We start from the raw sequence: 21,852 nt of genomic DNA, 5'->3' as shown, positions 1-21,852 counted from the left end.
ATTCCCTGAACAGGAGGTCGCGTGCAGCGCGCTCAGTTTTTAAAACAACCCGAAGTGGCGGCATTTGTAGAGTGGCTAGTGAAGACCCTGCCGACTTTGACATTCAACCTGGACTTCAAGCGCAGCAAGTATGTACCGGACGGCTTGAAGGTCCAGGTCCACGGTTTTGAAAACGTCCTTGCCCATTACTGCTGGGGAGCAAGCTGGACGGATCAACATGGCAAGCCTTTCCCCTCCCGGGACTGGCCATCTACCAAGGCTTCTCTTGCCAGGCTCCGTCAGTGGCTGGATGCTGCGGTGGCCAGTAATAACAACCCGGATGCGCTGGCGGCGTGCCTGGAGGTTTTGCGTTGGGGTGGTGTTCGCGGCGCGATTCCGTTTTTGAACCGCATGGCTGGCAGTGGGCTGCTGGTGAATTACTTGCAGGCGGTGCGTGACCATCTGGCGCTGGACGATAGTAACCGGGTAAGCGGCCTCAACAAGATCAGTGTCCAACGCTTCGACGCTGGCCTGACCAAGATTCACGCGTTGCTGGATGAGTCGGGCTCGCCGATCTACGACAGCCGGGTGGGCGCTGCAATCGGGATGCTGCACTCGCTGTTTCGCCAACAGTACAGCGGCGAGCGTTTCCTTTCGCCGTTTCCGTCTGGTGCGGCGCGCGGCAGCCAGCTGCGCAATCCAGGCGCCCTGCCCGGGGGCCTGCCTGCACCACAGTTCGGTACGCTGGCCTATGAGGAGTGGGCGCGCTGGCAACTACGGCTGGGGTGGATTATTCGGGCGGTGCTGGCTAGCTCCAAATGGTTCGAGAGCGAAGGTTCCCTCGCTGAACGCTGCCACGCATTTGAAGCATCGCTCTTCATGATTGGCTATGACCTGCGTTGTTTTGGTGGCGTGAGCGCTACGGTAAGCGCGCATCCGGCCAAAACTGGCTGGGTGCCGACGGGCCATCCGTTCAGCACTGTGGTGAAATGCTATCTGAAGTTTCGCCAACTTGGTTTGCCGGATAATAAATCGAGCTTCGTGGAATGGCTGATGGTTAACCTGGGTGGAGACGCGCCGCTGAAGAAGTCCACTGCCAGCGGTTACTGCTTCGCCTTCACGATGCAGGAGTTCGACCTCTTCCAACGGCCCCTAATCGAGATCCAGGCTATTGCGGCAGGTGGGGAGGATGGTCTTAAAGCTGCACTTGGCATGCCCAAACTGGAACCGTTTGAATGGAGCGCTGAGCGCGAGCGAGTTTGTCTCGTTGACGTATGGTTGACCGGTATCGCTTACCGCAACCACTCCACCAGCCAGGCTCGTGTTAAATGGCTGATTACCCAAGGGCACGCTGGCACCGCTAACGCTGCATCCACCTTATTGGCGTTGGGCCGCAATGTAGGCCGGCATTTTGGGCTGCTGGGGGATGACAACCTGCCGACTGAACTGTTCGACCGGTTCTTCATAAACCTCCCTTGACGCTACGCTCGTAATCGTCCAACAGCACGTTGGACGATTACGCTTCCCAGCCTCCCGGCCCTCCGCAACCCCCAAATGGCCAAACGCCACTTTTTCTCCCCATCACCCATAAAGTAATCCCCCACCCCGTCGATACGCTCTCGACGAACTCCGTGCGCAAGGCATGTACGGGCGCCTTTGCGCGCATTGTGATGGACAACGACGAGACTCTTTCATGTCCTCAAAGGATTACCTGCTCGGCCGCATTCGGCCGCATCTCAAGGAAGGTCTGGAGGCTGAGGCCTTCCCCGCACAGCAGCCTGCGCTGCAGGCGGTGGCCACGCGCTATACGTTGAATGACGTGGTGCTGGGCCCTTCCATCCGCCAGCAGCTGGACGAGGCGCTGGCCAAGATCAAGTATTTCCAAACCATCTATGTGGACTGGGGCTTCGGTGCGGTCGACCCGGCCGGCAAGGGCGTGGTGCTGAACTTCTTCGGGCCGCCTGGCACTGGCAAGACGCTGACCGCCGAGGCCTTGGCGGGCAGCCTGGGCAAGCCCCTGATGTTCATGAGCATCGCCGACCTTGAAAGCAAGTTCATGGGCGATACCTCGAAGAATATCGCCCAGGTGTTCAAGACGGCGACCGCAGAAGGGGCGGTGCTGTTTTTCGATGAAGCCGACACGTTGCTGGGCAAACGCCTGTCCTCGGTGACCCAGGGTATCGATAACGAAGTGAACGCCATGCGTTCGACGTTGCTGATCGAGTTGGAGAAGCACGAGGGCGTGGTGATCTTCGCCACCAACTTTGCCAAGAACTATGACTCGGCGTTTGTCAGCCGCATTTCCCAACACATTCAGTTTGAGCTGCCGGGCGCACTGGAACGTCATGCGATCTGGTCGCGAATGCTGGTGGCGGGTATTCCCGTTGCGCAAGACCGCGAGACACTGCTGTCAACGCTCACCGAGCTATCGCACGGGTTCTCGGGCCGCGAGATTCGCAGCTGCCTGCGCCTCGCGCTGCCCAAGCCGCTACTGGAACCCGGCGAGCCAGTGTTGCTGCTGCGGCACCTGGAAGAAGCAATCAGCCAAATGCGCAGTACTCACGCTGCCTTGGCGACAGAGCAACGTGCAAACGGAAACAACAACTTGGACGCGGCAAGAAAGCTGCTGGGCGTCAACTAAGGAGCGTGTCATGGGATGGTTAAGTTCGTTTGTCAGCAAAGCGGTTTCCGTCGTCTCGGCAGTCGTGAAGAAGGGCAAGGATATTGCGGCCAAGGCGATCGGCTGGCTCGCCGATGAAGCGGAGACGTTTGTAGGTGATGTGCAGAAAGTCTGGCGCACCGTGCAGCCGTACATCACCAAGGCTCGCGCGGGCTTGCTGGTGGTGGCGCGAACGGTGCCTTGGCCTTGGGTTCGGGGCCTGGCGACCGGCCTTGAGCGGGTACTTGCCTTCGTTGAACAATTGGACAAGCACCCTATTGCCGAGAACTTGCAGAAGGCGATGGACTGGGTCATCAAGATGGCCCGCGACCTGAAGGCCAAGATGCTCGATGAAGCCGAGATTGCGACTGCCGAAGCGAACGCCAAGCACTTCGCCGAAGCCATGACACTGGTGCCCGAGGCAGAAAAAGAAGCCCTTAAAGTCAGCGAGCTGGTCAATAACTACCTGTTGGTAAAAGCCAAGGTTGCCCGTGCCGTGGCCCAGGACTCGGTGCAGAACTTCGAACACTTCCTGCGTATTCGCGCGGCGCAAAAGTTGCTGGGCGGCTACCAGCAGATGATGGACGACCTGCAGTCCATCGAGAACGTGGACCCGGACCTGTTCTTCATCATTGAAGCGGCAAACGACCTGATTTCCGATAACCCGCAACTTAGCCAGGAACAGACGCAGCGCCTGGATGCGGTAACCATCAAGTTGTTCGGCAAGCCGCTGGTGCCGTTCGTGTTCGAAGAGATGATTATTGCCTGGGCGCTGGATGTGGAGGCTATCGAGCAACAATGGGCGACACTCAACAAGGAACTGGCCAAGGACAAAGTACTGCGCCGTCGCCTGGAGCTGACCAAGGACATCGAGCCGTTGAGCACTGATGAGCAGCTGCTGCTGAGCAACCTGGTGGTCAGCACTGACCGCGACACCGTGGCGCTGCAGGCGCTGGACACCGCCGGCCGCGAAAAACGCAATTACGTCTACGCCTCCGAAGGTTTCCTGCAGTTGCTGGAAAAGGACGAAGCCACGCTGATCGAGGAAGACCGCGAATACCTGGCCGAGGAAGGTGGCGAGGTGGGCATGTTGTTGATTGCCTGCGCCCAGAATGGCCGCCCGTGGGCATCGCTGAGCGCCGATGAGCGCGCGCTGATCACTGACTTCGCGAACATCTTCAAGGCTGACTGCAAAGCCCGCGGCGCCGCGTTCAAGGAAGTCGAGGTGATGGCGTGATCAAGGATATCGTCGAGTTCCTGACGCCTGCCCAGGAGCCAATTCAGATTGTATTCTTCACGGTCATCGCCCTGGGTGTACTGGTGTCCGTATTGCTGGTCAGCCTGAAGGCCAATGCCGCATCCTGGCAACGCAAGTGGGAGGGCGAGGAACTTGATGCCACCCCTTCTGGGCTTGAAGTCGAACATGGTTCGATCAGCGAGCTGAGCCAGGCGGTGGCTACCCCCGCCGAGAAACTCGCCAGCATGATGCCGGGCCTGCTGCTGATTGTCGGCCTGCTGGGCACCTTCCTGGGCTTGGGCCTGGCACTGGACAAGGCTTCGTCGATTCTACAGAGCAGCGGTTCATCCGTCGGTGCGATGGATGACTCGATGCAGAACCTGATGGCCATGATGCAAGGCCTTGGCACCAAGTTCAAAACCTCGACCTGGGGCATCATTGCTTTCATCTTGTTGAAGGTGTGGGAGTCGTGGAGTGGTTTTGAAGAGCGCCGCCTGAAGTGGTGCATCAACAAGATGAAAGGCGAGCTTGGCCAGGCGCGCGAAGTACGCCAGCAGGAAAAACAGGCGAGCGAAGAACGGCAGCACCTGTCGCTGATGGGCTCTTCGCAGCTGATTGTCGACGCGCTGGCTGCGCAAACAGCGGCCCTGAATGCGGCGATGGAGCAGCAAAACCTGCAGGCGCGGCAGATCCACAAAGTATGGCGGCAGAAGTTCGAGACGGTAGAGACCGGGCTGGGCGCATTGCAGGCTGGTAACAAGGTGCTGGTCAACCAGGCGGCGAAGCTGAATGAAGCTCAGGTGAACGTGTTGAACGAAGGGTTTGCCGAGTTGCAAACGCTCCATCAGCGCAGCCATGCGGCCGCGGCTGAGCAGCACGTGGCTCAGGTTGAGTCACTGAAGGAACGCTTTGCTGAACTTCAGGGGCTGCAACAGCAATTGGCGTCGCACGCCGAGGCTGAGCACGTCTCGCGTCACGATGCGCACATTGAAGCCATGAAGCAGTCGTTCGCTGAACTGCTGACGGACTATCACACCCTTGCACTCCAGGCTGAGCAACGCGACAACGCCCAGCTTGAAGCGCTGAATGTAGGGTTTACCGGGCTGCAGAGCAGCCATCAAGCTGCCGCCGATCGAGCTGATGAACAGCAGCAAGCGCAGAGCGCCGCGCATATCGACGCCCTGAAGCAGTCTTTCGACAACCTGATGGCAGACAACCATACCCTTGCCCAGCAGGCTGAACAGCGCGACAACGCCCACCTTGAGGCGATGAGCGTGGCGTTCAACGGGCTGCAGGCCAGCAATCAAGCTGCCGCCGACCGGGCGAATGAACAGCAGCAGGCGCAGACCGAAACCCTGACGCACGGCTTCGCCAGCCTTGAGGCCGGCAACCAACTGCTCGCACAGGAGGCCGCCGCGCGTGGCGCCACGTTGCTGCAAGCCGTAGAGCCGATTGGCGCTATCGCGTCGGCCACCCGCAACACCAACGAAGTGCTTGCCGGCTTCACCGAGAAAAGCCGCGAGAACCAGGAGGCGATGCAGAAAGCCGGTGAAACCATGAGTGCGGCAGCGGTCGACGTGGGCTCTGCTGCCAGCGGCCTGGCTGCAGTGGTGGAGGACTTGAACCGTGAAATGGGTGCGGTGCTGCAAAGCGTCAAGACCGACCTGAACGGCGTGCTGACGAACATGAACCAGGACTTCACCCAGAACCTGACAGCGATGGCTGAGCAAATGGGTGGGGCTACCCACAAGCTTTCGGAAATCATGGAGTCGGTGAAGCATGACCTGGGCGGGACGATTCAGGTGATGAGCGAGGGCTTCAAGGACAACATGGTCGGCATGGCCAGCGATCTGCGCTCAGCGACTGACAATATTTCGACCTCCATCAACGGCATGTCGGATAACGTCAATGCGGCCATGCAGGAAGTTGCCAAAAATATGGAGCACGCCTCGGCGGTCCAGAAGGCTACCAGCGTGCAATTCTCCACCATGAGCGGTGCGCTCAGCGAAAACGTCACAGTCATGAGCAACAACATGGATGCGATTGGCACCAGCGTCAGCGGTGGGTTGGAATCGGTCTCCCACAGCAATCAACGCATTGGCAAGCTGGCCAGTAGCTTTGAAAAGATCGCCACATCCCTCCAGGAACTTCCGCAAAACCTGGAGCTGGTAGTAAAGGCATTGGGCAACAGCTCGAATGATGTTTCCTCCCAACTTGAGGGAATTCATAGCACCCTGACCCAAAGCACCCGCTACGCAAACGCAGCCGACGCCATCATGAAGGTCCCCGCCTCCATCGATGAACTCTCCACCCAACTGCTGAAGCCGAAAGACGAGATGTTGAAGGTTCAGCAATCGTTGTCCCAACTGCTGGAAGTGGCCAGTGGCATCCACGACAACATCCATGCCCTCAAACCAGCTGAGGTCTTGCAGGAAGCATGAAAGAGAAACCAAATGAATGGGTATCTATTTCTGACCTGATGGCCGGGGTCATGGCCGTTGTCATGCTCCTGTTGGTACTGTCGGTGCTGCAGAACAAGTTTGCCGCACTCAAGCGCGAGCAGGAGAAAGCCCAAGGCGCGCAGACCGAGCAGCAGCGCGTGGTGGACATGCTCAAGTCGATGCAGAGCACCATGGACGACGAAGGGGAATCCGGGCTTGTATCGTTCGATTTGACCGGCTCGAAAATCACCCTGCGCGACCGCATTTTTGCTCGCGGCAGTGCATGCGTGACGGATGAGGCGCGTCACGCCCTTTCAAGCCTGGGTCCGAAAATCGCCGAGTTTGTGAATGGCTCGGCGCAGGCCCAGGTGTTTGTCGAGGGGCATACGGACAACGTCCAGGTGTCCCGCCCGGTGACCGACTACAGCAAGTTCTGCACGGTGTATGACGACAACTTCACGCTGTCGGCGGCACGGGCTCGCGAGGCGCGCAAGCTGCTGATTGCGCTGCTCGACGAGCAGCAGGCCAAACGGGTGATTGTTGCCGGCTTTGGCGACTCTCAGCCCTTGCCAGGCCTGGAACCAGGCGACGAGAAAAACCGCCGAGTGGAAGTACAGTTCCTGACCCGTCCAGCGCCACGCACCTGATCGGCAAACCACCCACGACGCTGGCAACCTTGCCAGCGTCGTAACCACACAAGCGGGCATCACCCCCCCGGATACGCCACCTCAATCCACCCATCCTCCTCCCCCCCATACCCACAATAGTCGCGCGGCACCCGCACGATATCCTCCGCCACCCGCTCAATCACCGCGCGCAACTCCAGGCGCTGAAACCATCGCGCCGGTATCGCCGCCGCGCCGTATTCAACCCCCAGCAGGTGCCCGGCCACCAGCCCGGTGCTGTCGCTGTCACCGCTATGGTTCACCGCGCGGATTATGCCCTCCTCCAGGTTGTCGGCCGTCAACGCGCACCACACGCCAATGGCCAAGGCTTCCTCGGCCACCCAGCCGCCGCCCAGTTCGCCAATGCGCTCCGGGGTTGGCCGGTAGCCTTCGCGCACGAAGAACAGCACGCGCTCCAGCAGTTCGCGTACCTCTCGCATGCCCGGCTTGTGGCCGTGGGTGGCCAGGCTGTCGACCACGGCTTTTTCCAGACTGCCCGCGTGGTCGACCATGCGCTGCAGAATGTCGGCGAACAGCGCGGCCGCCAGGTAACCGCTGGGGTGGCCGTGGGTGAGGCGGCCGGCTTCGGCGGCGTAGTCGAAGGCCTTGGCGAAGAAGGCGCAGGGGGCGCTGCGCATCAGCGCGCCGCAACCTTTGCTGTGGTTCTGCGCCAGGCTACCCAGGTGCTGGCTGGCCTTGAGGGCGCCGATGCAGGTGGTGCCGGGGGAACGGCGCGCCCACAGGGCTTTTTCGCTGATCAGCCAGCCGTCCGCGCTGACGTGAATGGCCGGCACTTCGCCCTGGGTCAGCAGCCACCGCAGCAACGCATGGTGGATGACGCTGGGCACATGGCAGATCCCGCGGGAACTACCACGTACATAGGCGCGCAGCAGGCCTTCAGCGGTGAAGAGCATCATTTGCGTGTCGTCGGTGACGGCGCCGATCTGGCCGTAGGCCGGGGTGAAGTCGGTAATACCGTGGCGGCCGTATTTGGCCTCGATCACAGGCCACTCAAGAAATTCTACCGGGGCGCCAAGGGCGTCGCCGACGGCGCCGCCCAGCAGGCAACCCTTGATGCGTTCGAGTCGGTTCATGAGGTGTCCTTACAGGGCGGCTTCGGTGTGTTGCAGGCGGGCCAGCTTTTGCTTCAAGTCGGCGATGCAGGCTTTCTCGGCGCGCAGGGCCGAGCGCAGCTCGCGGTTTTCCATTTCGCGGATGCGCGCCCAGCGCACGCCGTTCTGGCAGTTGCGGGCCAGTTGCCACAGGTCGCGCAGACGCAGGTATTGCATCAGGAGGATCAGCAGGATGACGCCCATCAGGGTGATGGCGCCTGTCGAAACCAGGTCCGACGTACTCATGTTCATATCCTTTGGATGACGGCTTGAATTGCCTTTGCCAGACAAACGATATGTAGTGTTAAGCGACAGGTCTAGAATGTAGACTTATACAGGTAAACATTCCGCACACATGGAGACGCGATGAAACGCCTGCAGGAAATCGAACAAGTCCGCTGGGACCTGGCACTTCGCTATCGTCTGATTGAAACCGTTGCCTGGTGGGAAGGCCGGCTGACCACGGGGCACCTGATGCAGAGCTTCGGCATCAGCCGGCAACAGGCCTCGAAAGACATCAATACGTACATCAACGAACATGCGCCTGAAAATCTTACATATGACAAGAAGCTGAAGGGCTACGTACCGGCCAGGAGCTTTGCGCCGCGGTTTATCGAGAACAGCGCCAGCGCGTATCTGCACCTGCTCTATCAGAACAACGAGCGCAAGGATCATATCGAGGGGCTGGCCCTGGCCTATGCCCATACGCGAGTACTGGAGGTGCCGGATCGCCCCATTCGGCCGGAGGTGCTGCGGCCGTTGCTGAAGGCCTGCCGCGAGGGGCTGCGGCTTGAGACCGAGTATGTGTCGCTGAACACACCCCAGGCCGAGACACGGCTGATAGCCCCGCACACTTTGGTGTACACCGGCATGCGCTGGCATGTGCGCGCGTATTGCGAGAAGAATCGGCAGTACCGGGATTTCGTCTTGAGCCGGTTGCGTGGCGAGCCGGAACTGCTGGACGCATCGGCGAATGGCGCCGATCAGGATGAGGACTGGAACACCGACATTCCGGTGATATTCACCGCCGACCAACGATTGAAGCCTGAGCAAATGGCGATTATCGAAACGGACTTCGGCATGGTCGACGGGCAACTGGTAGTGCCTAGCCGTCGGGCACTGGTGAAGTATGTGTTGCAGCGGTACCAGATCGATCCGAAAAGCCATAACCCCAAGGCGGCGGCACAGCAGATTGTGGTGCAGAACCTGGAGGCGTTGAAGCCTTGGCTTTATGACTAGGGATGACCGGGTAGGCCGTTGTAACCACTGCCGCCAAACTGCGCTGGACCTTTGCGACGCTAGGAAGCTCGAGTGTCCGTGAGGGCCAGCGCAGCCTGACGGCAGCGGCTACAGAGCTACCGCGCCTTGGGCAGCCCCGCAATAGCCGCCTCCACCAACGCCCGCGCTATTTCACTCACGTGCTCCACGTTTCGCGCCAACGCGCGCCATTCCTCTGGGCAGTTTTCCACCAGTTCGGTGGCGCCGGCACTGGCGCTGCGCAGGTAGGCGCTGGCTTGTACCAGGACTTCTTCGAGTGGCATGCCTTCGCGTACGGTGAAGATGGGCATGTCGCCAACGCAGGGGCCGAAGGCGTGATGGGCGGTGACGTGGGGGCTCAGGGGGACGGGGTGGGTGTAGGGGGAGATGCCTTCGGCGGCGAAGGTTTCGGGTGGCGCGGGTGGATCGGGGACCGGCTTGAACATGGTGAACCTCTGGCTGGTGCAACTGAAGCCGCCGCCTTCGCGACTAAACGAAGGGAGGCGACCGTACGCGGGTTAGTCGACCGGTAGCCAGCACCCGGCGCGCCGAAGCGCCCCACGTACGATCACCATAAAACGCTGCTGGCAAACCTGCCGGCAACACTTCAGGAGGGCGCTTTACGCGCCTGGCTCTGTTCCGAGCGACTAAACCCGACCGCTGATGAGCAGCGGCGACCGGAGAGTAGCCCCAGAAAAAAACCAGCGCAAGCGCCAATCATGAAAGCGAAACATGGAAACTTTTAGTAATCATTTCAAAGCCGTAAGACGATTATCGCAGATCTTGTAGGATCTGTCCTACACCTTTCCTCTATCCCAAACAGATCACGCTTTAGGCAACGCCACCAACTCAACCTGCGCCCCCCACGGCGTCTGGAAGTAGAACCAGCGAATCCCATCCGGGTTGGTGATCGGCTCGTTGAGAATGGTCACGCCCCTGCCCTTCAACAGCGCCAGGCTGCCGTCGATGTCGTCGGTCTTCAGCGCGATGTGGCTGGCACCCGCATCATCGCCATGGGGCTGCTGGTGGTTGATTTCGGTGCCGCGGTACTGGAACAGTTCAAGCTTGGCGCCGCCCTGCAGTTGCAGCATCACGAAGCGCTGCAGGTCGCTGGAAGCATGCCAGCGGAACTGGGCTTTCCACTGGTCCGGAATGCTGCCCGGCTGCATGTCGGAGATGACCTTGGCGCCCATCAGGTCGGTGAAGAAGCGCGTGGCGGCGTCGATGTCAGGCACGTTCATGCCGACGTGGTCGATGGTGGACACCGCCAGTGTGGGCGGGGTGGCGGCTTGGGCGGCGGTGCCCAGCAGCAGGCTGAGGGTGAGTGCGGCGAGTTTTGGCATACGCATGTGAAGCACCTCCTTTGAGTGGGCGGGCGGCCTGGGGTGGGCCGCCCGGCGCGTGGGTCAGACCTGGGCTTGGCCGCCGTCCACGAACAGTTCAATGCCGTTGACGAAGCTGGCGTCGTCGGAGGCCAGGAACAGCGCGGCGCTGGCGATTTCTTCGGCTTCGCCGACTCGGCCCATGGGGATGAGCGAGGCCAGGTAGTCGAGCAGGCCTTGCTGTTGCGCAGCATCCGGGCCGGCCAGGTCTACCAGGCCGGGGGTGCGGGTGGCGCCGGGGCTGATGGTGTTGATGCGCACGTGGCGGTCTTTCAGGTCCAGTATCCAGTTGCGGGCGAAGGACCTTACGGCGGCCTTGGACGCGGCGTAGACGCTGAAGGCGGCGGTGCCCGAGCTGCCGGCGGTGGAGCCGGTGAGGATCACCGAGGCGTTTTTGGCCAGCAGTGGCAGGGCCTTTTGTACGGTGAACAGTACGCCTTTGACGTTGCGGTCGAAGGTGTCGTCGTAGTGCTGTTCGGTGATCTCGCCCAGGGGCAGCATCGAGCCGCCGCCAGCGTTGGCGAACAGCACGTCGAGGTGGCCGTGGGTGGCGCCGATCTGGGCATACAGGCTGTCGAGTTGGTCCAGGCGGGTGGAGTCGACTTGCACGCCGGTGGCGTTGCCGACTTCGGCTACGGCGGCGTCGAGTTCGGCCTGGCGGCGGCCGGTGATGTAGACGTGGGCGCCTTCGGCGGCGAAGCGTTTGGCGGTGGCCAGGCCGATGCCAGTGGTGCCGCCGGTGACCAGTGCGATTTTGCCTTCAAGTTTGCGAGCCATGATGTTTCTCCAGGGTTGAATCGTTGGGTTGTGTTGCGGTGTGGGAGAAGCATATCGACGGCTGTTACCTTTCAAAATAGAATCATCTGAAACTCATCATTGCAGATTTGAAATGAGCAAACTTCCCGATTTCGAAGGTCTGGCCATGTTCGCCAAGGTGGCGGAGGAAGGTTCGTTCGCGGCGGCGGCGCGGGTCATGAGTGTGTCGGTGCCCACGGTGTCGCGGGCGGTGGCGCGGCTGGAGGAGCGTTTGGGCGGGCGGCTGTTCAACCGTACGTCGCGGCAACTGTCGCTGACCGAGTTCGGCGCCAGCATGGCGGCCAAGGCGGGGGACATTTACCGCCAGGCTGAAGAGGTGGAGAGCGAGGCCCAGGAGTTGTCGGTGCAGCCGCGTGGGCAGGTGCGGCTGGCGGTGCCGATGTCGTTCGGGCTGCGCTGGGTGGCGCCTCTGATGCCGCAGCTGATGCGCCAGTACCCGGAGTTGTCGGTGGACTTGCACCTGTCGGATGCCTCGGTGGACCTGATTGCCGAGGGCTTTGATGCGGCCCTGCGCATTGCGGTGATGCCTGACTCGTCCCTGGTGGCGCGGCGCATTTGTGCGGTGACGCAGTATCTGGTGGCGTCGCCGGCCTACCTGGCGGCGCACGGCACGCCGCAGCACCCGCGCGAGCTGGCGAGCCGGGCCTGCCTGAGTTACGCCTACCGCGCGCGCAGCCAGGTGTGGCGCTTTACCCATGCAAGCGGCACTGAAGAAGACGTGGTGCCCAGCGGGCCGTTGCGGGTGACGAACTCGGACGCGTTGTTGCCGGCGTTGCTGGAAGGCCTGGCGATTGCTGAGTTGCCGGAGTTCATTGCCAGCGAGTACCTGGCGGATGGGCGCCTGGTGGCGCTGCTGCCGGAGTGGAGCATGGCCCGTGGCGGGCTGTATTTCGTCACGCCGTCGGCGCGCACGCGGCCGGTGAAGATCAAGGCGCTGTCGGATTTCTTCGCGCAGCATTTGGCGGAGCCGGTGTGGCGCTGGCCTAAAAGCAACGAACAAAAATGAAATGATGGCTTTCTATAATTGCCATTTTAACTAGGCGGGAGCTCCCTTACTGTGAGCGCACAGGCACACAGCAACGTGCCCACCTCAAGGAGAACGCCACCATGAAAAACGCCGTCGAACTGCTTCAGTCGTATCTTGAATCCATTCAGTCACCCCAGGCCGCCGCTGCGCTGTTCGCCGACGATGGCGTGCTGGAGCTGCCGTACCTGCAGTCGCTGGGCATTCCCCACCATGTGCAGGGGCCGGAGGCGATCGCCGGGTTTATCGGCTCGTTGCTGGGCAAGGTGCCTGGATTCAAGTTCCACAACGTGCGGTTCTTGATCGACACGCCTGACCAGGCGTTTGCCGAGTACAGCGTGGAGGCCTTGGTGCCGGCGACAGGGCGGGTGTATCGCCAGTTGTATGCCGGACGGCTGGTGGCGCGCGATGGCAAGATTCAGTTGCTGCGCGAGTCGTTGGACACGATGGCGGCAGCGCAGGCTTTCGCGCCGGTGGAATAAGATGCCCCACTGGCAGCCCGGACAACCGCGGCTGCCGGTACCGTTTGCGCAATTTCTATTACATGGTTTTACCCGGCTCTGGCACCATGCATCCCATGGAAACACCGTAACGCCCTCCAGCCTGAGCAAACACCATGAACCGTCGCAAGAAAATCAATCAAATCCTCAAAGCCAACGCCAAGAAGGCCAACGCCAAGCTGGCGCCCAAGAGCAAGCCGCAATACATCAGCAAGGCGGACCGGGCGAAGCTGGCGTTGGAGGCGGAGCAGGTTGCGGGGGATGCCGCTGAAGTTTGAGCTGGCCTGTTCAGGTGCCCGACAACTTTTGTTTGAGCGATGCTAGCGTGCGCTTGAGCCGGCTGGGCGGCTGCGGGGGATAGTCTTCGGGGTGCTCACGGCAACGGATGATCAAATCGACGATTTGGCCGATGGTCTCGATGACTTGCCATTCTTCGCGGGGGGCGTTCAGGGGAAATGCCTTCTGCACCTCCAGGACAAATACTGTCAGGTCATCGTCGATGATGTTGAAGTCGGTCAGGAAGCGGGTGTGCTCGTTGACCTTGTCGCGCGGGATGAAGCCGATGGTGCTGACGAAAATATCGATGACGGCGGTGACCAGCGCTTGCCTGGGGGTATCACTTTGCATTTTTGGCCTCGTATGCACACAGACCGATGCTGATTAAATCGAATACTGCCAGACGATGATTTGCGAAGAAGGTGCCAATTTCAGACCGGTCCGCCGCAGCTCATCCACGCCCAGTAAAACTGACATCGGCAGGTCTGTCTCGTGCAGCATGCAACAACCTTTTAATTTTCTCCGTGGAGCCGCAGAGGGTAACACCCCCTGCTTTTCCGCATTAGCGTAGAAATTGTAACTGCTGATTTGGGCCGTATTCTGCACGTGGAATTTACAGCAAGGGCCAGCGCAGCCTGGCGGCAGCGGCTACGCGTTGGTTACGCAGCCTCCATCTCCAGCAACCGCCCCACCAACACCTGCGCCGCTTCCATGGCATGCACCACGGCCAAGGCCAATCCTCCGGCGTTGAAACCCGGGTTTTCCGTCAGCTCGTAAGCCGCCGCCTCCCCCACCCGCAGCACTTCCGACAGATGCAGCAGCACCTCCTCGGCGCTGACGTCATCACGCACGCGGAAGAGGGATGCAGGGAGGGCTCGATTCGTTAAAGCGTCATTCATGGACATCTCCGTATTTCCTGAACCAACGTAAAGCGCCAACCACCCAAGCCTTCTCACAGAATTGGGTGGCAGCCGCACGCAGGGTGAGAACCAGGGAAATACGGGAAACCCGGTCGGGCCAAGGCCCGCCCGCGTGCAGCTGCCATAGAGCGAGCATGCAGCGACAGAACAGCCAGCGGGATGGCTGGCTGCGCTCCGATTTTCCGACGGGTTCTCACACCCGACCGCTGGTTTTCAGCGGCAGGGGAAGGCTATCACTGGGAATTGCGGACGCCTGTCGGACGGTGCCTATGCTAGCGCACTACCGAGCCGGGATTGGTGTAGGGCATAACTACGAAGGATGTGGGAAATGTCTGGGAAGGCTTTGCCTGGCAGGGGATTTCGGCGGCAGCGCCTAGGCGCGCACCGAACACCGTCCCGTAGCAGCGGCCACCAGGCCGCGTCAGAAAGCACCGCGCATTCCCAGGAACACCCCATTGCCCCAGACGCAGCCTGCGGCAGCTGCTACGGGCGTCGTGCATCAGCACTGCCCTTCCATTTACCGTTTATCACCACTGCCCTTCGAACAATCGCCCCCCGCCCGCAGTCTTAACCAAGTAACCGGTGCCAACTGCTGCCACCGCCCACGGCACTGGATTCACAGGTGGCATCGTCTAGACGGAGCCCTGCGTGGGCTCGGGAGTGGTGATCATGCAAGCGTTGCGATTACTCACGCTGTCCGGCGTCATTCTGGCAGGCCTGGCCTGCGGCCCGGTGCAGGCGGCCTGCACTGAAGCGGTGGACCCTGCCGGGGTGCACCTGGAGCCGATGAACCAGAACGGCGTCGCGTATATGTCCGGCGGCATTGGCATCGATGAGTCGTGTGCCATCCAGAAAGAGCACGGCTACAGCCTGCAGCTGACGTTCTCCGCAGGGGCGGACAACAAGTATGAGTCAGGCATCAAGGTCAGCATTCAGAACGCCCAGGGCAAGCAGCTGTTGAGCGTGGATGATGTGGGGCCGATGTTGCTGGTGCAGCTGCCCGCCGGGAAGTACCAGGTGGTGTCGCAGTTGGATGGCCATGAAATGCGCACCCCGGTCGACCTGAGTACAGGCAAGCATCAGGCAGTGAACGTGCACTGGAAAGCCATGTAACCCCGTAGCAGCTGCCGCAGGCTGCGTCAGGCAGGCACCGCGTTTTACCGGTGTATGCGCGGCGCCAAGGACGCGGCCTGCGGCCGCTGCTACACCGGTTCGGCAGGCTTGCGGCGCAGGCCCTTTGGCGCCAAGGTCTCGCTCAACACAAAAAAGAGACCGACGCACCCTGCCATGGCCATGGCGCCTTTCGTTGTCATCGCCAAGGCCAGCATGCCCGGGCTGAACGCAGAAATTGCCAGCACAACGAAAGGGGCGATCGTCGTGCCGTTCAGAAACGCAAATACGCATTCATCCTTATGGATGCGCCACCCTTGCTGTCCCCACCGCAGCACTACGCCGCAGAGGCCGGTTACCACGCTCCAGGAATCCAGCGTCCAGTGTTCCAGCAACGTGGATACCGTAATGGACATCAACGTGCCGTTAGCTTGATGGCCGCAAACGCCGCTACTGCACCCCCAATGCAGGCCAAGGTCATGCCCATGCCCTGCGAAGTGTCCACCCCAGCCCAGCCGGCTACTGCCAGGCCAACGATGCCGCCCGAAAACATCAGCCTTATCAAGCGCAAATTCATGATCACAGATTTCTCCATGGCCCATGGTTTCGCCTAAATGCGTTGGGCCTTGGAGAACTGTGCAACGAACCACCCGCAATTTCCAGCCAGCGAATCGCCCTGAAACACATTAGCGAGGAGGCTCAATTTCCGCCGGAAAAAATTCATTCAAACCCGTCGGAAATGCCCTGCTTCAACCCTGCTCAATGACCATCACCGCCACAACCTCCCCACCCACCGCCTCAAACTCATGGGGCCCATCCGCCGAGTACCGCACGTAGTCCCCCACCGTCACTTCCACCGCCCGACCGACCGGGCCGACCCGTGCGGTGCCGCTGCAGATGATGACGTGCTCGTGGGTGCCCGGCCCATGGGCCCGGGAGATTCGGGGTTCGCCCGGCAACACCTTGACCCGGTAGATGTCCCGCGGCGCGCCTGCCGGGCAGGCGGCCAGCAGGGTGGCGGCGTAGTTGGCCTGTTCGGACTCGGCAGCCGCGCCCTCGTTCGCGCGAATCACCTGCACGTGCTGGCTGGGCTGGGAGATCAGCCGGCTGACCGGCACGTCCAGCGCCAGCGCCAGGGCCCACAGGGTTTCCAGGCTGGGGTTGCCGGTGCCGGACTCCAGCTGCGACAGGGTGGATTTGGCCACGCTGGCGCGCTTGGCCAGTTCGGTCACGGACAGCCCCGCACGCTCGCGCTCGCGGCGGATGGCGCTGGACAGCAAGGCAATGGGGCTCAAGGTCGGGTCAGTCATTGTTCACCAAATCATCCGTTCGTTCGTCTTGACGAACAATTATCAGGCGTTCAGCATATCGTCCATTCGTTCGTTATGACAGGAAAACCACACCATGGATGGCAGAACACGCGGCACGCTGGAGATGACCGGGGCCATGCTGATCTCCGGCACGGTCGGCTGGTTTGTGCTGATGGCCGGGCAGCCGGCGGCGACGGTGGTGTTCTGGCGCTGCGCGTTCGGCGCGTTGGCGATGCTGGTGGCGTGCGTGCTGTTGGGCGTGTTCAAGACCGCCATCAAGCCACGGCAATTGCTGTTGGCCGCAGTGGGTGGCGTGGCCTTGGTGCTGAACTGGGTGCTGCTGTTCGGCGCCTATTCGCGCGCGTCAATTGCGGTGGCCACGGTGGTGTATCACACCCAGCCGTTCATGCTGGTGGCGTTGGGCGTGCTGGTGTTCAAGGAGCGCGTCAACGCAAGGGCGTGGGCGTGGCTGGCGGCCGCGTTCATGGGGCTGCTACTGGTAGTCAACGGCCAGGCAAACGGACCAGGCGACTACCTGGGCGGCGTGGCCATGGCCTTGGGCGCGGCGTTCTTTTATGCGCTGACGGCCGCGATCACCAAGCGGCTGACAGGCATGCCACCCCACCTGATCGTGCTCATTCAAATGGCGGTAGGGTGCGTGATGCTGGCGCCTTTTGCAGCGGTGATCAGCGCCCAGCCGCCGCTGCAAACCTGGGCCTGCCTGCTGGCCATCGGCCTGATCCACACGGGGTTGATGTCGACGCTACTCTACGGAGCGCTGCAGAAAATTCCGACAGCCCTGGTCGGCGCGCTGTCGTTTATCTACCCGGTGGTGGCGGTGCTGGTGGACCGGCTGGCGCTGGGCCACAGCCTGTCAGTGGGGCAATACGCTGGCGGGGTGTTGATTCTGGCGGCCGCAGCCGGCATGACCTTGCAGCCAAAGCAGCGGCGGTGACCAACCACCTGCCACCACCGCCTTGCTCAAGCCTTACTCTTCCTCTTCTTCCTCTTCCATGTTGTACCCGGCTTCATGGCGCAGGTAGCCTGCTGCCCCTCCGCGCGCGGTGCCCCATGGCTGTTCTATCACTTCCCCGCTGTCCCATTCCTGGTACAGATTTTCCCTGACCACTGCGCTATCCATAGCGGCCATACGTGAACGATCACTGTTTGAGCGGTCCATAACCACCTCCTTTGGTTGAAAGGAAAAGCCTAGCAAAGGGTCGGAAAAATGGTTTTCGACAAGGCTGCCGCATGTCGGAATGTCGGACAAAAGCGCCAACCACCAGCACGAAAGTTCATCCCCGGCCTGCTTGTTGGCGGGGATGGCGCTCTGACATAATCCGCGCCCTGATTTGCGGCCCAGCGCTTGAAAACGCGCCCCTCCTGCTGCCGCAGACTGCGTAACGGACTACGTTGATGAGCTACTTTTCGATCGAATTCGGTCTCTGCTTCATTGTATTTTTCCTGCTGTACTGGTGCCTGAACTTCAGCCTGCGCGTGCAGAACCTGTTGTTGCTGGCGGCCAGCTACGGGATTCTGGCCAGCTTCAACCTGAACTTCCTGTACATCCTGCTCGGCTACAGCGCGGCGGTGTTCGGGCTGGGGCAGCTGAGCGCGCGCTACCCTGGCCGGCGGCTGACCTATGGGGCAATCCTGGCGCTGGTGCTGGGCTGTTTCTACTTCTTCAAGTACCAGGACTTCTTCGTCAGTGGCGCGCAGCAGGGCTTGCAAGCCATGGGCCTGGATGTGGCGCTGCCGCTGATGGAAGTGCTGCTGCCGGTGGGGATGTCGTTCTACATTTTCCACTCGGTCAGCTACCTGATGGGCATCAACCGCGGCACGCTGAAGCCGGCGGCGCCGCTGGACCTGGCGCTGTACCTGGCGTTCTTCCCCAGCCTGATCGCCGGCCCGGTGAACCGCGCCGAGCACCTGCTGCCGCAGATCCGCCCCACGGCGCCGCGCGAGGTGCTGGAGCCGCAACGGGCGCTGGGCCTGGTGGCGCTGGCGGTGGTGAAGCTGTTCCTGTTCAGCACCTGGCTGGCGAACAACTGGGTGGACCCGGTGTTCGACACGCCCACCGGTTTCTCGCCGGAACAGATCCTGCTGGCCATCTACGGCTACTCGCTGCAGATCTACTTCAACTTCAGCGGCTACACCAACCTGGTCACCGGCATCGCCCTGCTGCTGGGCTTCCGCCTGCCGCGCAACTTCGACTACCCGTACCTGGCGCGCAACCTCAAGGAGTTCTGGGACCGCTGGCACATCAGCCTGTCGAAGTTCATCCGCGACTTCGTCTACATCCCCTTGGGCGGCAACCGCCGCGGCTTCTGGCGCAGCAACCTGAACCTGTTCGCGGCCATGGTGATCTCCGGGCTATGGCACGGCGCCAGCGTCAACTTCCTGATCTGGGGCGCACTGCACGGGCTGGGGCTGATCGGCTACAAACTGTACAGCCGCGCCTTCCCGGGTGAGCGCAGCTGGCCGGGCGCCGACCTGCTGGCGCGCCTGCTGACCTTCCACTACGTGGCGTTCGCCTGGATCTTCTTCCGCAGCGCCACCCTGGAAGACACCCAGGACATGCTGGCGGGCCTCACCCACCTGTCGTTCAGCGGCGTGGACCAGGGCCCGTGGGGCGGCATTCTTGCCTGCCTGGCGCTGGTGGCCGCCTACCCCTGGCTGGTGCGCAGCCTGCGCAAGGCGTTCGCCGCCAGCCAGCACATACCCTGGCTGGTATACCCGGTGCCCTTGGGCGTGTTCATTTCCATGGTCATCTTTGCCTCACCGTCGGGCGTGCCGGGGTTCATCTATGCAAGCTTCTAACGTGGTGGCCCGCCAGTTCATCAAGGCGTTGCAGGTGGCCGCCGGGCTGGTGGTGGCAGCGGTGATTCTGCTGTGGCTGAACCAGACCTCCGTGCGCCTGTACTGCCAGCAGAAATACCACGCCGACTGCAGCGTGCCGGGCCTGGGCGACAACCCCGCGTGGAGCGCGGGCGCGCAGTTGACCGAGGCCATGGACGACGCCCGCACGGCGTTTTTCGCACGCCTGGATGACACCCCGCCGCCGGCACCGCTGGTGGTGGCCGAGCCTGAGCCGGTGCCCGTGCCGGTGGTGGTGCCAGAGGTGAAGACGCCAGCACCGGTGAAGATCACGCCGCTGACCATCGCCAGCCTCAGCGCCAGCGACGAGGTGTTCTTCGTCGGCGACTCGCTGATGCAGGGCGTGGCGCCGCACATGGCCAACACCCTGCTCAAGCGCTACAAGATCAACAGCGTCAACCTCAGCAAGCAGAGCACCGGCCTTGCCTACCCTGGCTTCTTCAACTGGCCGCTGACGGTGCAGCAGACCCTGCAGGCCAACGCCAACATCCGCCTGATCGTGGTGTTCCTGGGCCCCAACGACCCGTGGGACATGCCGGTGGCCAAGGGCAAGCCGTTCCTGCGTTTCCACAGCGCCGACTGGGAAGCGTCCTACCGCCAGCGCGTGGAAAGCATCTTCGAACTGGCCAAGGCCCACCACGTGCAGGTGATCTGGGTAGGCCCACCGAACATGCGCAAGGACAAGCTGTCCACTGCCATGGCCTACCTGCGCGACCTGTACAAGAGCGAGGCCGAGCACTACGGCCAGCTGTACCTGTCGGCCAACGACGTGCTGGGTTACCACGACGACGCGTTCTCGCCCTACCTGGAGAGCGCCGACGGCAAGAAGGTCAAGACCCGTGTCGATGACGGCATCCATTTCACCACCACTGGCCAGAAGCTGATCGCGGAGCGCGTGATGTCGCTGATCAATGTCCAGACCCATGACTTAACGGAGCGTTGAATGAACCGACTGCCTGGCCCCATGACGCTGCTGAGCGCCCTGCTGTTGAGCGGCTGCAGCCCGGTCTCGGCCGTCGCCACGCAAACCGCGCCAAGCCCGGCGAAAGTGGTGCGGGTGAACAAGGCCGCCGACGCCGAGCCTAACCTGCGGCTGCTGCAGAACAAGCTGAAGAACGCCCAGCGCCAGGCGGTCACCATCGTGCAGCTGGGCGACTCGCACACCGCCGCCGACCTGCTCACCGGCGAGCTGCGCACGCGCTTCCAGCAGGACTACGGCAACGGCGGCATCGGCTTTATCTCCGCCACGCCGGTGCCTGGCACCCGCTATGACCAGGTGCGCCTCACCGCGGCGAAGAGCCAGTGGGCGCTGACCTCGGCGCGCAACCAGCACAGCGACCGCTTCCCGCTGGGCGGCTACCTGTCGGTGCCGCAGACCGCCGGCGCCCACGTGCACCTGGAGCCCACGCCGCCCACCGACCTGCGCTACCGGGTCTCGACCCTGTACCAGGCCGGCAGCATCAACACATTGCAGGCGCGCGACGACTACACCCAAACAGCGCGCCCGCTACCCGCGACCAATGGCCAGTGGCGCTTCAGTCCGGCCATCGGCAACCTGGCGCTGCCGCTGGACCTGACCTTCGCCAGCAGCCAGAACCTGGCCGTGGGCGGCTGGAACGTGCTGGGCCAGAACAACAGCGGCGTGGTGTTCTCGACCCTGGGCATCAATGGCGCGCAGTTCAGCGTGGTGGACAAGTGGCAGCCCGGCTGGCTGGACACCTTGAAGGCGCTCAAGCCTGACCTGCTGATCATCGCCTACGGCACCAACGAAGCCTTCGACGACGACCTCGACCTGGGCCTGTACGAGAGCCAGCAGAACCAGCGCATCCAGCAGCTACGCCAGGCGCTGCCGGGCACCGTGCTGCTGATTGTCGGCGCGTCGGACTCGATCAAGAACAAGGGCGCCAGCGGCTGCCAGGCACGCCTGCCGCGCAGCCTGCACGGGGTGATCGACACGCAGCGACGCGTGGCCAGCCAGAACCGCACGCTGTACTGGAGCTGGCAGGCGTTCATGGGCGGTGACTGCTCGATCAACAGCTGGCAGGCGCAGGACCTGGCGCGGCCGGACCTGGTGCACTTCACAAAAGAGGGGTACATCAAGGTGGCCAATGGGCTGTATGACTACCTCAAGGGCGTGATTCGCTGACTCTGGTAGCAACAAACATCTTGTGGGAGCTGGCTTGCCAGCGAGCTTTCGGGGCCCCCAACAGCTCGCTGGCAAGCCAGCTCCCACACTAAACGCCGCTGCCACGGCATTGTAGTGATCCGCTTTTAGCTCCACCCATCT

24 protein-coding genes are annotated in these 21,852 nt (G+C 61.9%); 14 read left to right on the top strand and 10 right to left on the bottom strand.

The features are described from left to right. Nucleotides 1-21: 21 nt before the first annotated feature. From RAM80_RS21045 to RAM80_RS21025, 5 genes are all read left to right on the top strand, one after another. Nucleotides 22-1,458: a hypothetical protein gene (locus RAM80_RS21045; RefSeq protein ID WP_416422366.1), complete on the top strand. Its 1,437-nt coding sequence runs from the start codon at nucleotides 22-24 to the stop codon at nucleotides 1,456-1,458. Nucleotides 1,459-1,621: 163 nt separating this feature from the next. Beyond that, nucleotides 1,622-2,620: an ATP-binding protein gene (locus RAM80_RS21040; protein ID WP_416422365.1), complete on the top strand. Its 999-nt coding sequence runs from the start codon at nucleotides 1,622-1,624 to the stop codon at nucleotides 2,618-2,620. A 10-nt stretch (nucleotides 2,621-2,630) separates the two neighbouring features. Then, the gene (locus RAM80_RS21035; protein ID WP_416422364.1) at nucleotides 2,631-3,875 is read left to right on the top strand and encodes a hypothetical protein; all 1,245 of its coding nucleotides are present in this window, start codon (nucleotides 2,631-2,633) and stop codon (nucleotides 3,873-3,875) included. Beyond that, the gene (locus tag RAM80_RS21030; protein WP_416422363.1) at nucleotides 3,872-6,316 is read left to right on the top strand and encodes a hypothetical protein; all 2,445 of its coding nucleotides are present in this window, start codon (nucleotides 3,872-3,874) and stop codon (nucleotides 6,314-6,316) included. The genes RAM80_RS21035 and RAM80_RS21030 overlap by 4 nt, the downstream gene beginning before the upstream one ends. Then, entirely contained in the window at nucleotides 6,313-6,963 is a 651-nt protein-coding gene (locus tag RAM80_RS21025) for an OmpA/MotB family protein (protein WP_416422362.1), read from the top strand. Before RAM80_RS21030 ends, RAM80_RS21025 begins: the two co-directional genes overlap by 4 nt. A gap of 59 nt (nucleotides 6,964-7,022) precedes the next feature. Here RAM80_RS21025 and RAM80_RS21020 read toward each other — a convergent pair whose 3' ends face one another. Further along, nucleotides 7,023-8,075: an ADP-ribosylglycohydrolase family protein gene (locus tag RAM80_RS21020; protein ID WP_416422361.1), complete on the bottom strand. Its 1,053-nt coding sequence runs from the start codon at nucleotides 8,073-8,075 to the stop codon at nucleotides 7,023-7,025. A gap of 9 nt (nucleotides 8,076-8,084) precedes the next feature. Beyond that, on the bottom strand, nucleotides 8,085-8,339 hold the full coding sequence (locus RAM80_RS21015) for a hypothetical protein (RefSeq protein ID WP_416422360.1): 255 nt from the start codon (nucleotides 8,337-8,339) through the stop codon (nucleotides 8,085-8,087). A 120-nt stretch (nucleotides 8,340-8,459) separates the two neighbouring features. Between RAM80_RS21015 and RAM80_RS21010 the strand changes: the two genes are divergently transcribed. Then, nucleotides 8,460-9,332, top strand: coding sequence for a helix-turn-helix transcriptional regulator (locus tag RAM80_RS21010; protein ID WP_416422359.1), 873 nt, complete (start codon nucleotides 8,460-8,462; stop codon nucleotides 9,330-9,332). A gap of 116 nt (nucleotides 9,333-9,448) precedes the next feature. Here the strand turns inward: RAM80_RS21010 and RAM80_RS21005 are convergent, their stop codons facing one another. The 3 genes from RAM80_RS21005 to RAM80_RS20995 form a co-directional block, all read right to left on the bottom strand. Beyond that, nucleotides 9,449-9,796 carry a DUF6124 family protein gene (locus RAM80_RS21005; protein WP_416422358.1) on the bottom strand — a complete coding sequence of 116 codons (348 nt, stop codon included), beginning with the start codon at nucleotides 9,794-9,796 and terminating at the stop codon, nucleotides 9,449-9,451. 378 nt (nucleotides 9,797-10,174) lie between these two features. Then, nucleotides 10,175-10,699 carry a VOC family protein gene (locus RAM80_RS21000; RefSeq protein WP_416422357.1) on the bottom strand — a complete coding sequence of 175 codons (525 nt, stop codon included), beginning with the start codon at nucleotides 10,697-10,699 and terminating at the stop codon, nucleotides 10,175-10,177. A gap of 57 nt (nucleotides 10,700-10,756) precedes the next feature. Then, entirely contained in the window at nucleotides 10,757-11,509 is a 753-nt protein-coding gene (locus RAM80_RS20995; RefSeq protein WP_416422356.1) for an SDR family NAD(P)-dependent oxidoreductase, read from the bottom strand. A 112-nt stretch (nucleotides 11,510-11,621) separates the two neighbouring features. Here RAM80_RS20995 and RAM80_RS20990 point away from each other — a divergent pair, with 112 nt between their 5' ends. The 3 genes from RAM80_RS20990 to RAM80_RS20980 all read left to right on the top strand — a co-directional run bounded on the left by RAM80_RS20990 (nucleotide 11,622) and on the right by RAM80_RS20980 (nucleotide 13,350). After that, on the top strand, nucleotides 11,622-12,554 hold the full coding sequence (locus RAM80_RS20990) for a LysR family transcriptional regulator (protein ID WP_416422355.1): 933 nt from the start codon (nucleotides 11,622-11,624) through the stop codon (nucleotides 12,552-12,554). Nucleotides 12,555-12,655: 101 nt separating this feature from the next. Further along, nucleotides 12,656-13,054: a nuclear transport factor 2 family protein gene (locus tag RAM80_RS20985; protein WP_416422354.1), complete on the top strand. Its 399-nt coding sequence runs from the start codon at nucleotides 12,656-12,658 to the stop codon at nucleotides 13,052-13,054. 134 nt (nucleotides 13,055-13,188) lie between these two features. Next, a complete protein-coding gene (locus tag RAM80_RS20980; protein WP_416422353.1) occupies nucleotides 13,189-13,350 on the top strand; it encodes a DUF2986 domain-containing protein in 162 nt (53 codons plus the stop codon). A gap of 10 nt (nucleotides 13,351-13,360) precedes the next feature. Here RAM80_RS20980 and RAM80_RS20975 read toward each other — a convergent pair whose 3' ends face one another. Continuing rightward, complete coding sequence (locus RAM80_RS20975) at nucleotides 13,361-13,699, bottom strand: acyl carrier protein (RefSeq protein WP_416422352.1); 339 nt, start codon at nucleotides 13,697-13,699, stop codon at nucleotides 13,361-13,363. A 308-nt stretch (nucleotides 13,700-14,007) separates the two neighbouring features. Beyond that, entirely contained in the window at nucleotides 14,008-14,247 is a 240-nt protein-coding gene (locus RAM80_RS20970; protein WP_416422351.1) for a DUF6124 family protein, read from the bottom strand. A gap of 690 nt (nucleotides 14,248-14,937) precedes the next feature. Here RAM80_RS20970 and RAM80_RS20965 point away from each other — a divergent pair. Continuing rightward, nucleotides 14,938-15,381 carry a hypothetical protein gene (locus RAM80_RS20965; protein ID WP_416422350.1) on the top strand — a complete coding sequence of 148 codons (444 nt, stop codon included), beginning with the start codon at nucleotides 14,938-14,940 and terminating at the stop codon, nucleotides 15,379-15,381. Between the two features lie 89 nt (nucleotides 15,382-15,470). On the opposite strand, the gene RAM80_RS20960 is transcribed toward RAM80_RS20965, so the two are convergent. Both RAM80_RS20960 and RAM80_RS20955 read right to left on the bottom strand, forming a co-directional pair. Further along, the gene (locus tag RAM80_RS20960; protein ID WP_416422349.1) at nucleotides 15,471-15,794 is read right to left on the bottom strand and encodes a hypothetical protein; all 324 of its coding nucleotides are present in this window, start codon (nucleotides 15,792-15,794) and stop codon (nucleotides 15,471-15,473) included. 333 nt (nucleotides 15,795-16,127) lie between these two features. Further along, entirely contained in the window at nucleotides 16,128-16,688 is a 561-nt protein-coding gene (locus tag RAM80_RS20955) for a helix-turn-helix domain-containing protein (RefSeq protein WP_416422348.1), read from the bottom strand. 94 nt (nucleotides 16,689-16,782) lie between these two features. Here RAM80_RS20955 and RAM80_RS20950 point away from each other — a divergent pair, with 94 nt between their 5' ends. Further along, nucleotides 16,783-17,643 carry a DMT family transporter gene (locus RAM80_RS20950; RefSeq protein ID WP_416422347.1) on the top strand — a complete coding sequence of 287 codons (861 nt, stop codon included), beginning with the start codon at nucleotides 16,783-16,785 and terminating at the stop codon, nucleotides 17,641-17,643. A gap of 33 nt (nucleotides 17,644-17,676) precedes the next feature. Here the strand turns inward: RAM80_RS20950 and RAM80_RS20945 are convergent, their stop codons facing one another. Further along, entirely contained in the window at nucleotides 17,677-17,868 is a 192-nt protein-coding gene (locus RAM80_RS20945; protein ID WP_416422346.1) for a hypothetical protein, read from the bottom strand. 236 nt (nucleotides 17,869-18,104) lie between these two features. Between RAM80_RS20945 and RAM80_RS20940 the strand changes: the two genes are divergently transcribed. From RAM80_RS20940 to RAM80_RS20930, 3 genes are read left to right on the top strand one after another with little or no spacing between them, the layout of a single operon-like run. Next, a complete protein-coding gene (locus RAM80_RS20940) occupies nucleotides 18,105-19,508 on the top strand; it encodes an MBOAT family O-acyltransferase (RefSeq protein WP_416422345.1) in 1,404 nt (467 codons plus the stop codon). Beyond that, nucleotides 19,495-20,508, top strand: a complete 1,014-nt coding sequence (locus RAM80_RS20935) for a DUF459 domain-containing protein (RefSeq protein ID WP_416422344.1) — start codon at nucleotides 19,495-19,497, stop codon at nucleotides 20,506-20,508. Before RAM80_RS20940 ends, RAM80_RS20935 begins: the two co-directional genes overlap by 14 nt. Beyond that, nucleotides 20,509-21,711, top strand: a complete 1,203-nt coding sequence (locus RAM80_RS20930) for an SGNH/GDSL hydrolase family protein (protein ID WP_416422343.1) — start codon at nucleotides 20,509-20,511, stop codon at nucleotides 21,709-21,711. Nucleotides 21,712-21,852: the final 141 nt, after the last annotated feature.

Source organism: Pseudomonas sp. App30 (genome assembly GCF_047947025.1).
Taxonomy (GTDB): Bacteria; Pseudomonadota; Gammaproteobacteria; order Pseudomonadales; family Pseudomonadaceae; genus Aquipseudomonas.
This window is presented reverse-complemented; position numbering and strand designations above follow the sequence as displayed.

What these genes read in the sequence shown, in the direction of transcription:
- RAM80_RS20970 (WP_416422351.1), bottom strand. Translation starts at nt 14,247, where the DNA reads ATGAATGACGCTTTAACGAATCGAGCCCTCCCTGCATCCCTCTTCCGC.
- RAM80_RS20990 (WP_416422355.1), top strand. Translation starts at nt 11,622, where the DNA reads ATGAGCAAACTTCCCGATTTCGAAGGTCTGGCCATGTTCGCCAAGGTG.
- RAM80_RS21035 (WP_416422364.1), top strand. Translation starts at nt 2,631, where the DNA reads ATGGGATGGTTAAGTTCGTTTGTCAGCAAAGCGGTTTCCGTCGTCTCG.
- RAM80_RS20965 (WP_416422350.1), top strand. Translation starts at nt 14,938, where the DNA reads ATGCAAGCGTTGCGATTACTCACGCTGTCCGGCGTCATTCTGGCAGGC.
- RAM80_RS21040 (WP_416422365.1), top strand. Translation starts at nt 1,622, where the DNA reads ATGTACGGGCGCCTTTGCGCGCATTGTGATGGACAACGACGAGACTCT.
- RAM80_RS21020 (WP_416422361.1), bottom strand. Translation starts at nt 8,075, where the DNA reads ATGAACCGACTCGAACGCATCAAGGGTTGCCTGCTGGGCGGCGCCGTC.
- RAM80_RS21025 (WP_416422362.1), top strand. Translation starts at nt 6,313, where the DNA reads ATGAAAGAGAAACCAAATGAATGGGTATCTATTTCTGACCTGATGGCC.
- RAM80_RS20935 (WP_416422344.1), top strand. Translation starts at nt 19,495, where the DNA reads ATGCAAGCTTCTAACGTGGTGGCCCGCCAGTTCATCAAGGCGTTGCAG.
- RAM80_RS20995 (WP_416422356.1), bottom strand. Translation starts at nt 11,509, where the DNA reads ATGGCTCGCAAACTTGAAGGCAAAATCGCACTGGTCACCGGCGGCACC.
- RAM80_RS21010 (WP_416422359.1), top strand. Translation starts at nt 8,460, where the DNA reads ATGAAACGCCTGCAGGAAATCGAACAAGTCCGCTGGGACCTGGCACTT.
- RAM80_RS21015 (WP_416422360.1), bottom strand. Translation starts at nt 8,339, where the DNA reads ATGAGTACGTCGGACCTGGTTTCGACAGGCGCCATCACCCTGATGGGC.
- RAM80_RS20940 (WP_416422345.1), top strand. Translation starts at nt 18,105, where the DNA reads ATGAGCTACTTTTCGATCGAATTCGGTCTCTGCTTCATTGTATTTTTC.
- RAM80_RS20975 (WP_416422352.1), bottom strand. Translation starts at nt 13,699, where the DNA reads ATGCAAAGTGATACCCCCAGGCAAGCGCTGGTCACCGCCGTCATCGAT.
- RAM80_RS20950 (WP_416422347.1), top strand. Translation starts at nt 16,783, where the DNA reads ATGGATGGCAGAACACGCGGCACGCTGGAGATGACCGGGGCCATGCTG.
- RAM80_RS20980 (WP_416422353.1), top strand. Translation starts at nt 13,189, where the DNA reads ATGAACCGTCGCAAGAAAATCAATCAAATCCTCAAAGCCAACGCCAAG.
- RAM80_RS20960 (WP_416422349.1), bottom strand. Translation starts at nt 15,794, where the DNA reads ATGTCCATTACGGTATCCACGTTGCTGGAACACTGGACGCTGGATTCC.
- RAM80_RS20955 (WP_416422348.1), bottom strand. Translation starts at nt 16,688, where the DNA reads ATGACTGACCCGACCTTGAGCCCCATTGCCTTGCTGTCCAGCGCCATC.
- RAM80_RS20945 (WP_416422346.1), bottom strand. Translation starts at nt 17,868, where the DNA reads ATGGACCGCTCAAACAGTGATCGTTCACGTATGGCCGCTATGGATAGC.
- RAM80_RS21000 (WP_416422357.1), bottom strand. Translation starts at nt 10,699, where the DNA reads ATGCGTATGCCAAAACTCGCCGCACTCACCCTCAGCCTGCTGCTGGGC.
- RAM80_RS20930 (WP_416422343.1), top strand. Translation starts at nt 20,509, where the DNA reads ATGAACCGACTGCCTGGCCCCATGACGCTGCTGAGCGCCCTGCTGTTG.
- RAM80_RS20985 (WP_416422354.1), top strand. Translation starts at nt 12,656, where the DNA reads ATGAAAAACGCCGTCGAACTGCTTCAGTCGTATCTTGAATCCATTCAG.
- RAM80_RS21005 (WP_416422358.1), bottom strand. Translation starts at nt 9,796, where the DNA reads ATGTTCAAGCCGGTCCCCGATCCACCCGCGCCACCCGAAACCTTCGCC.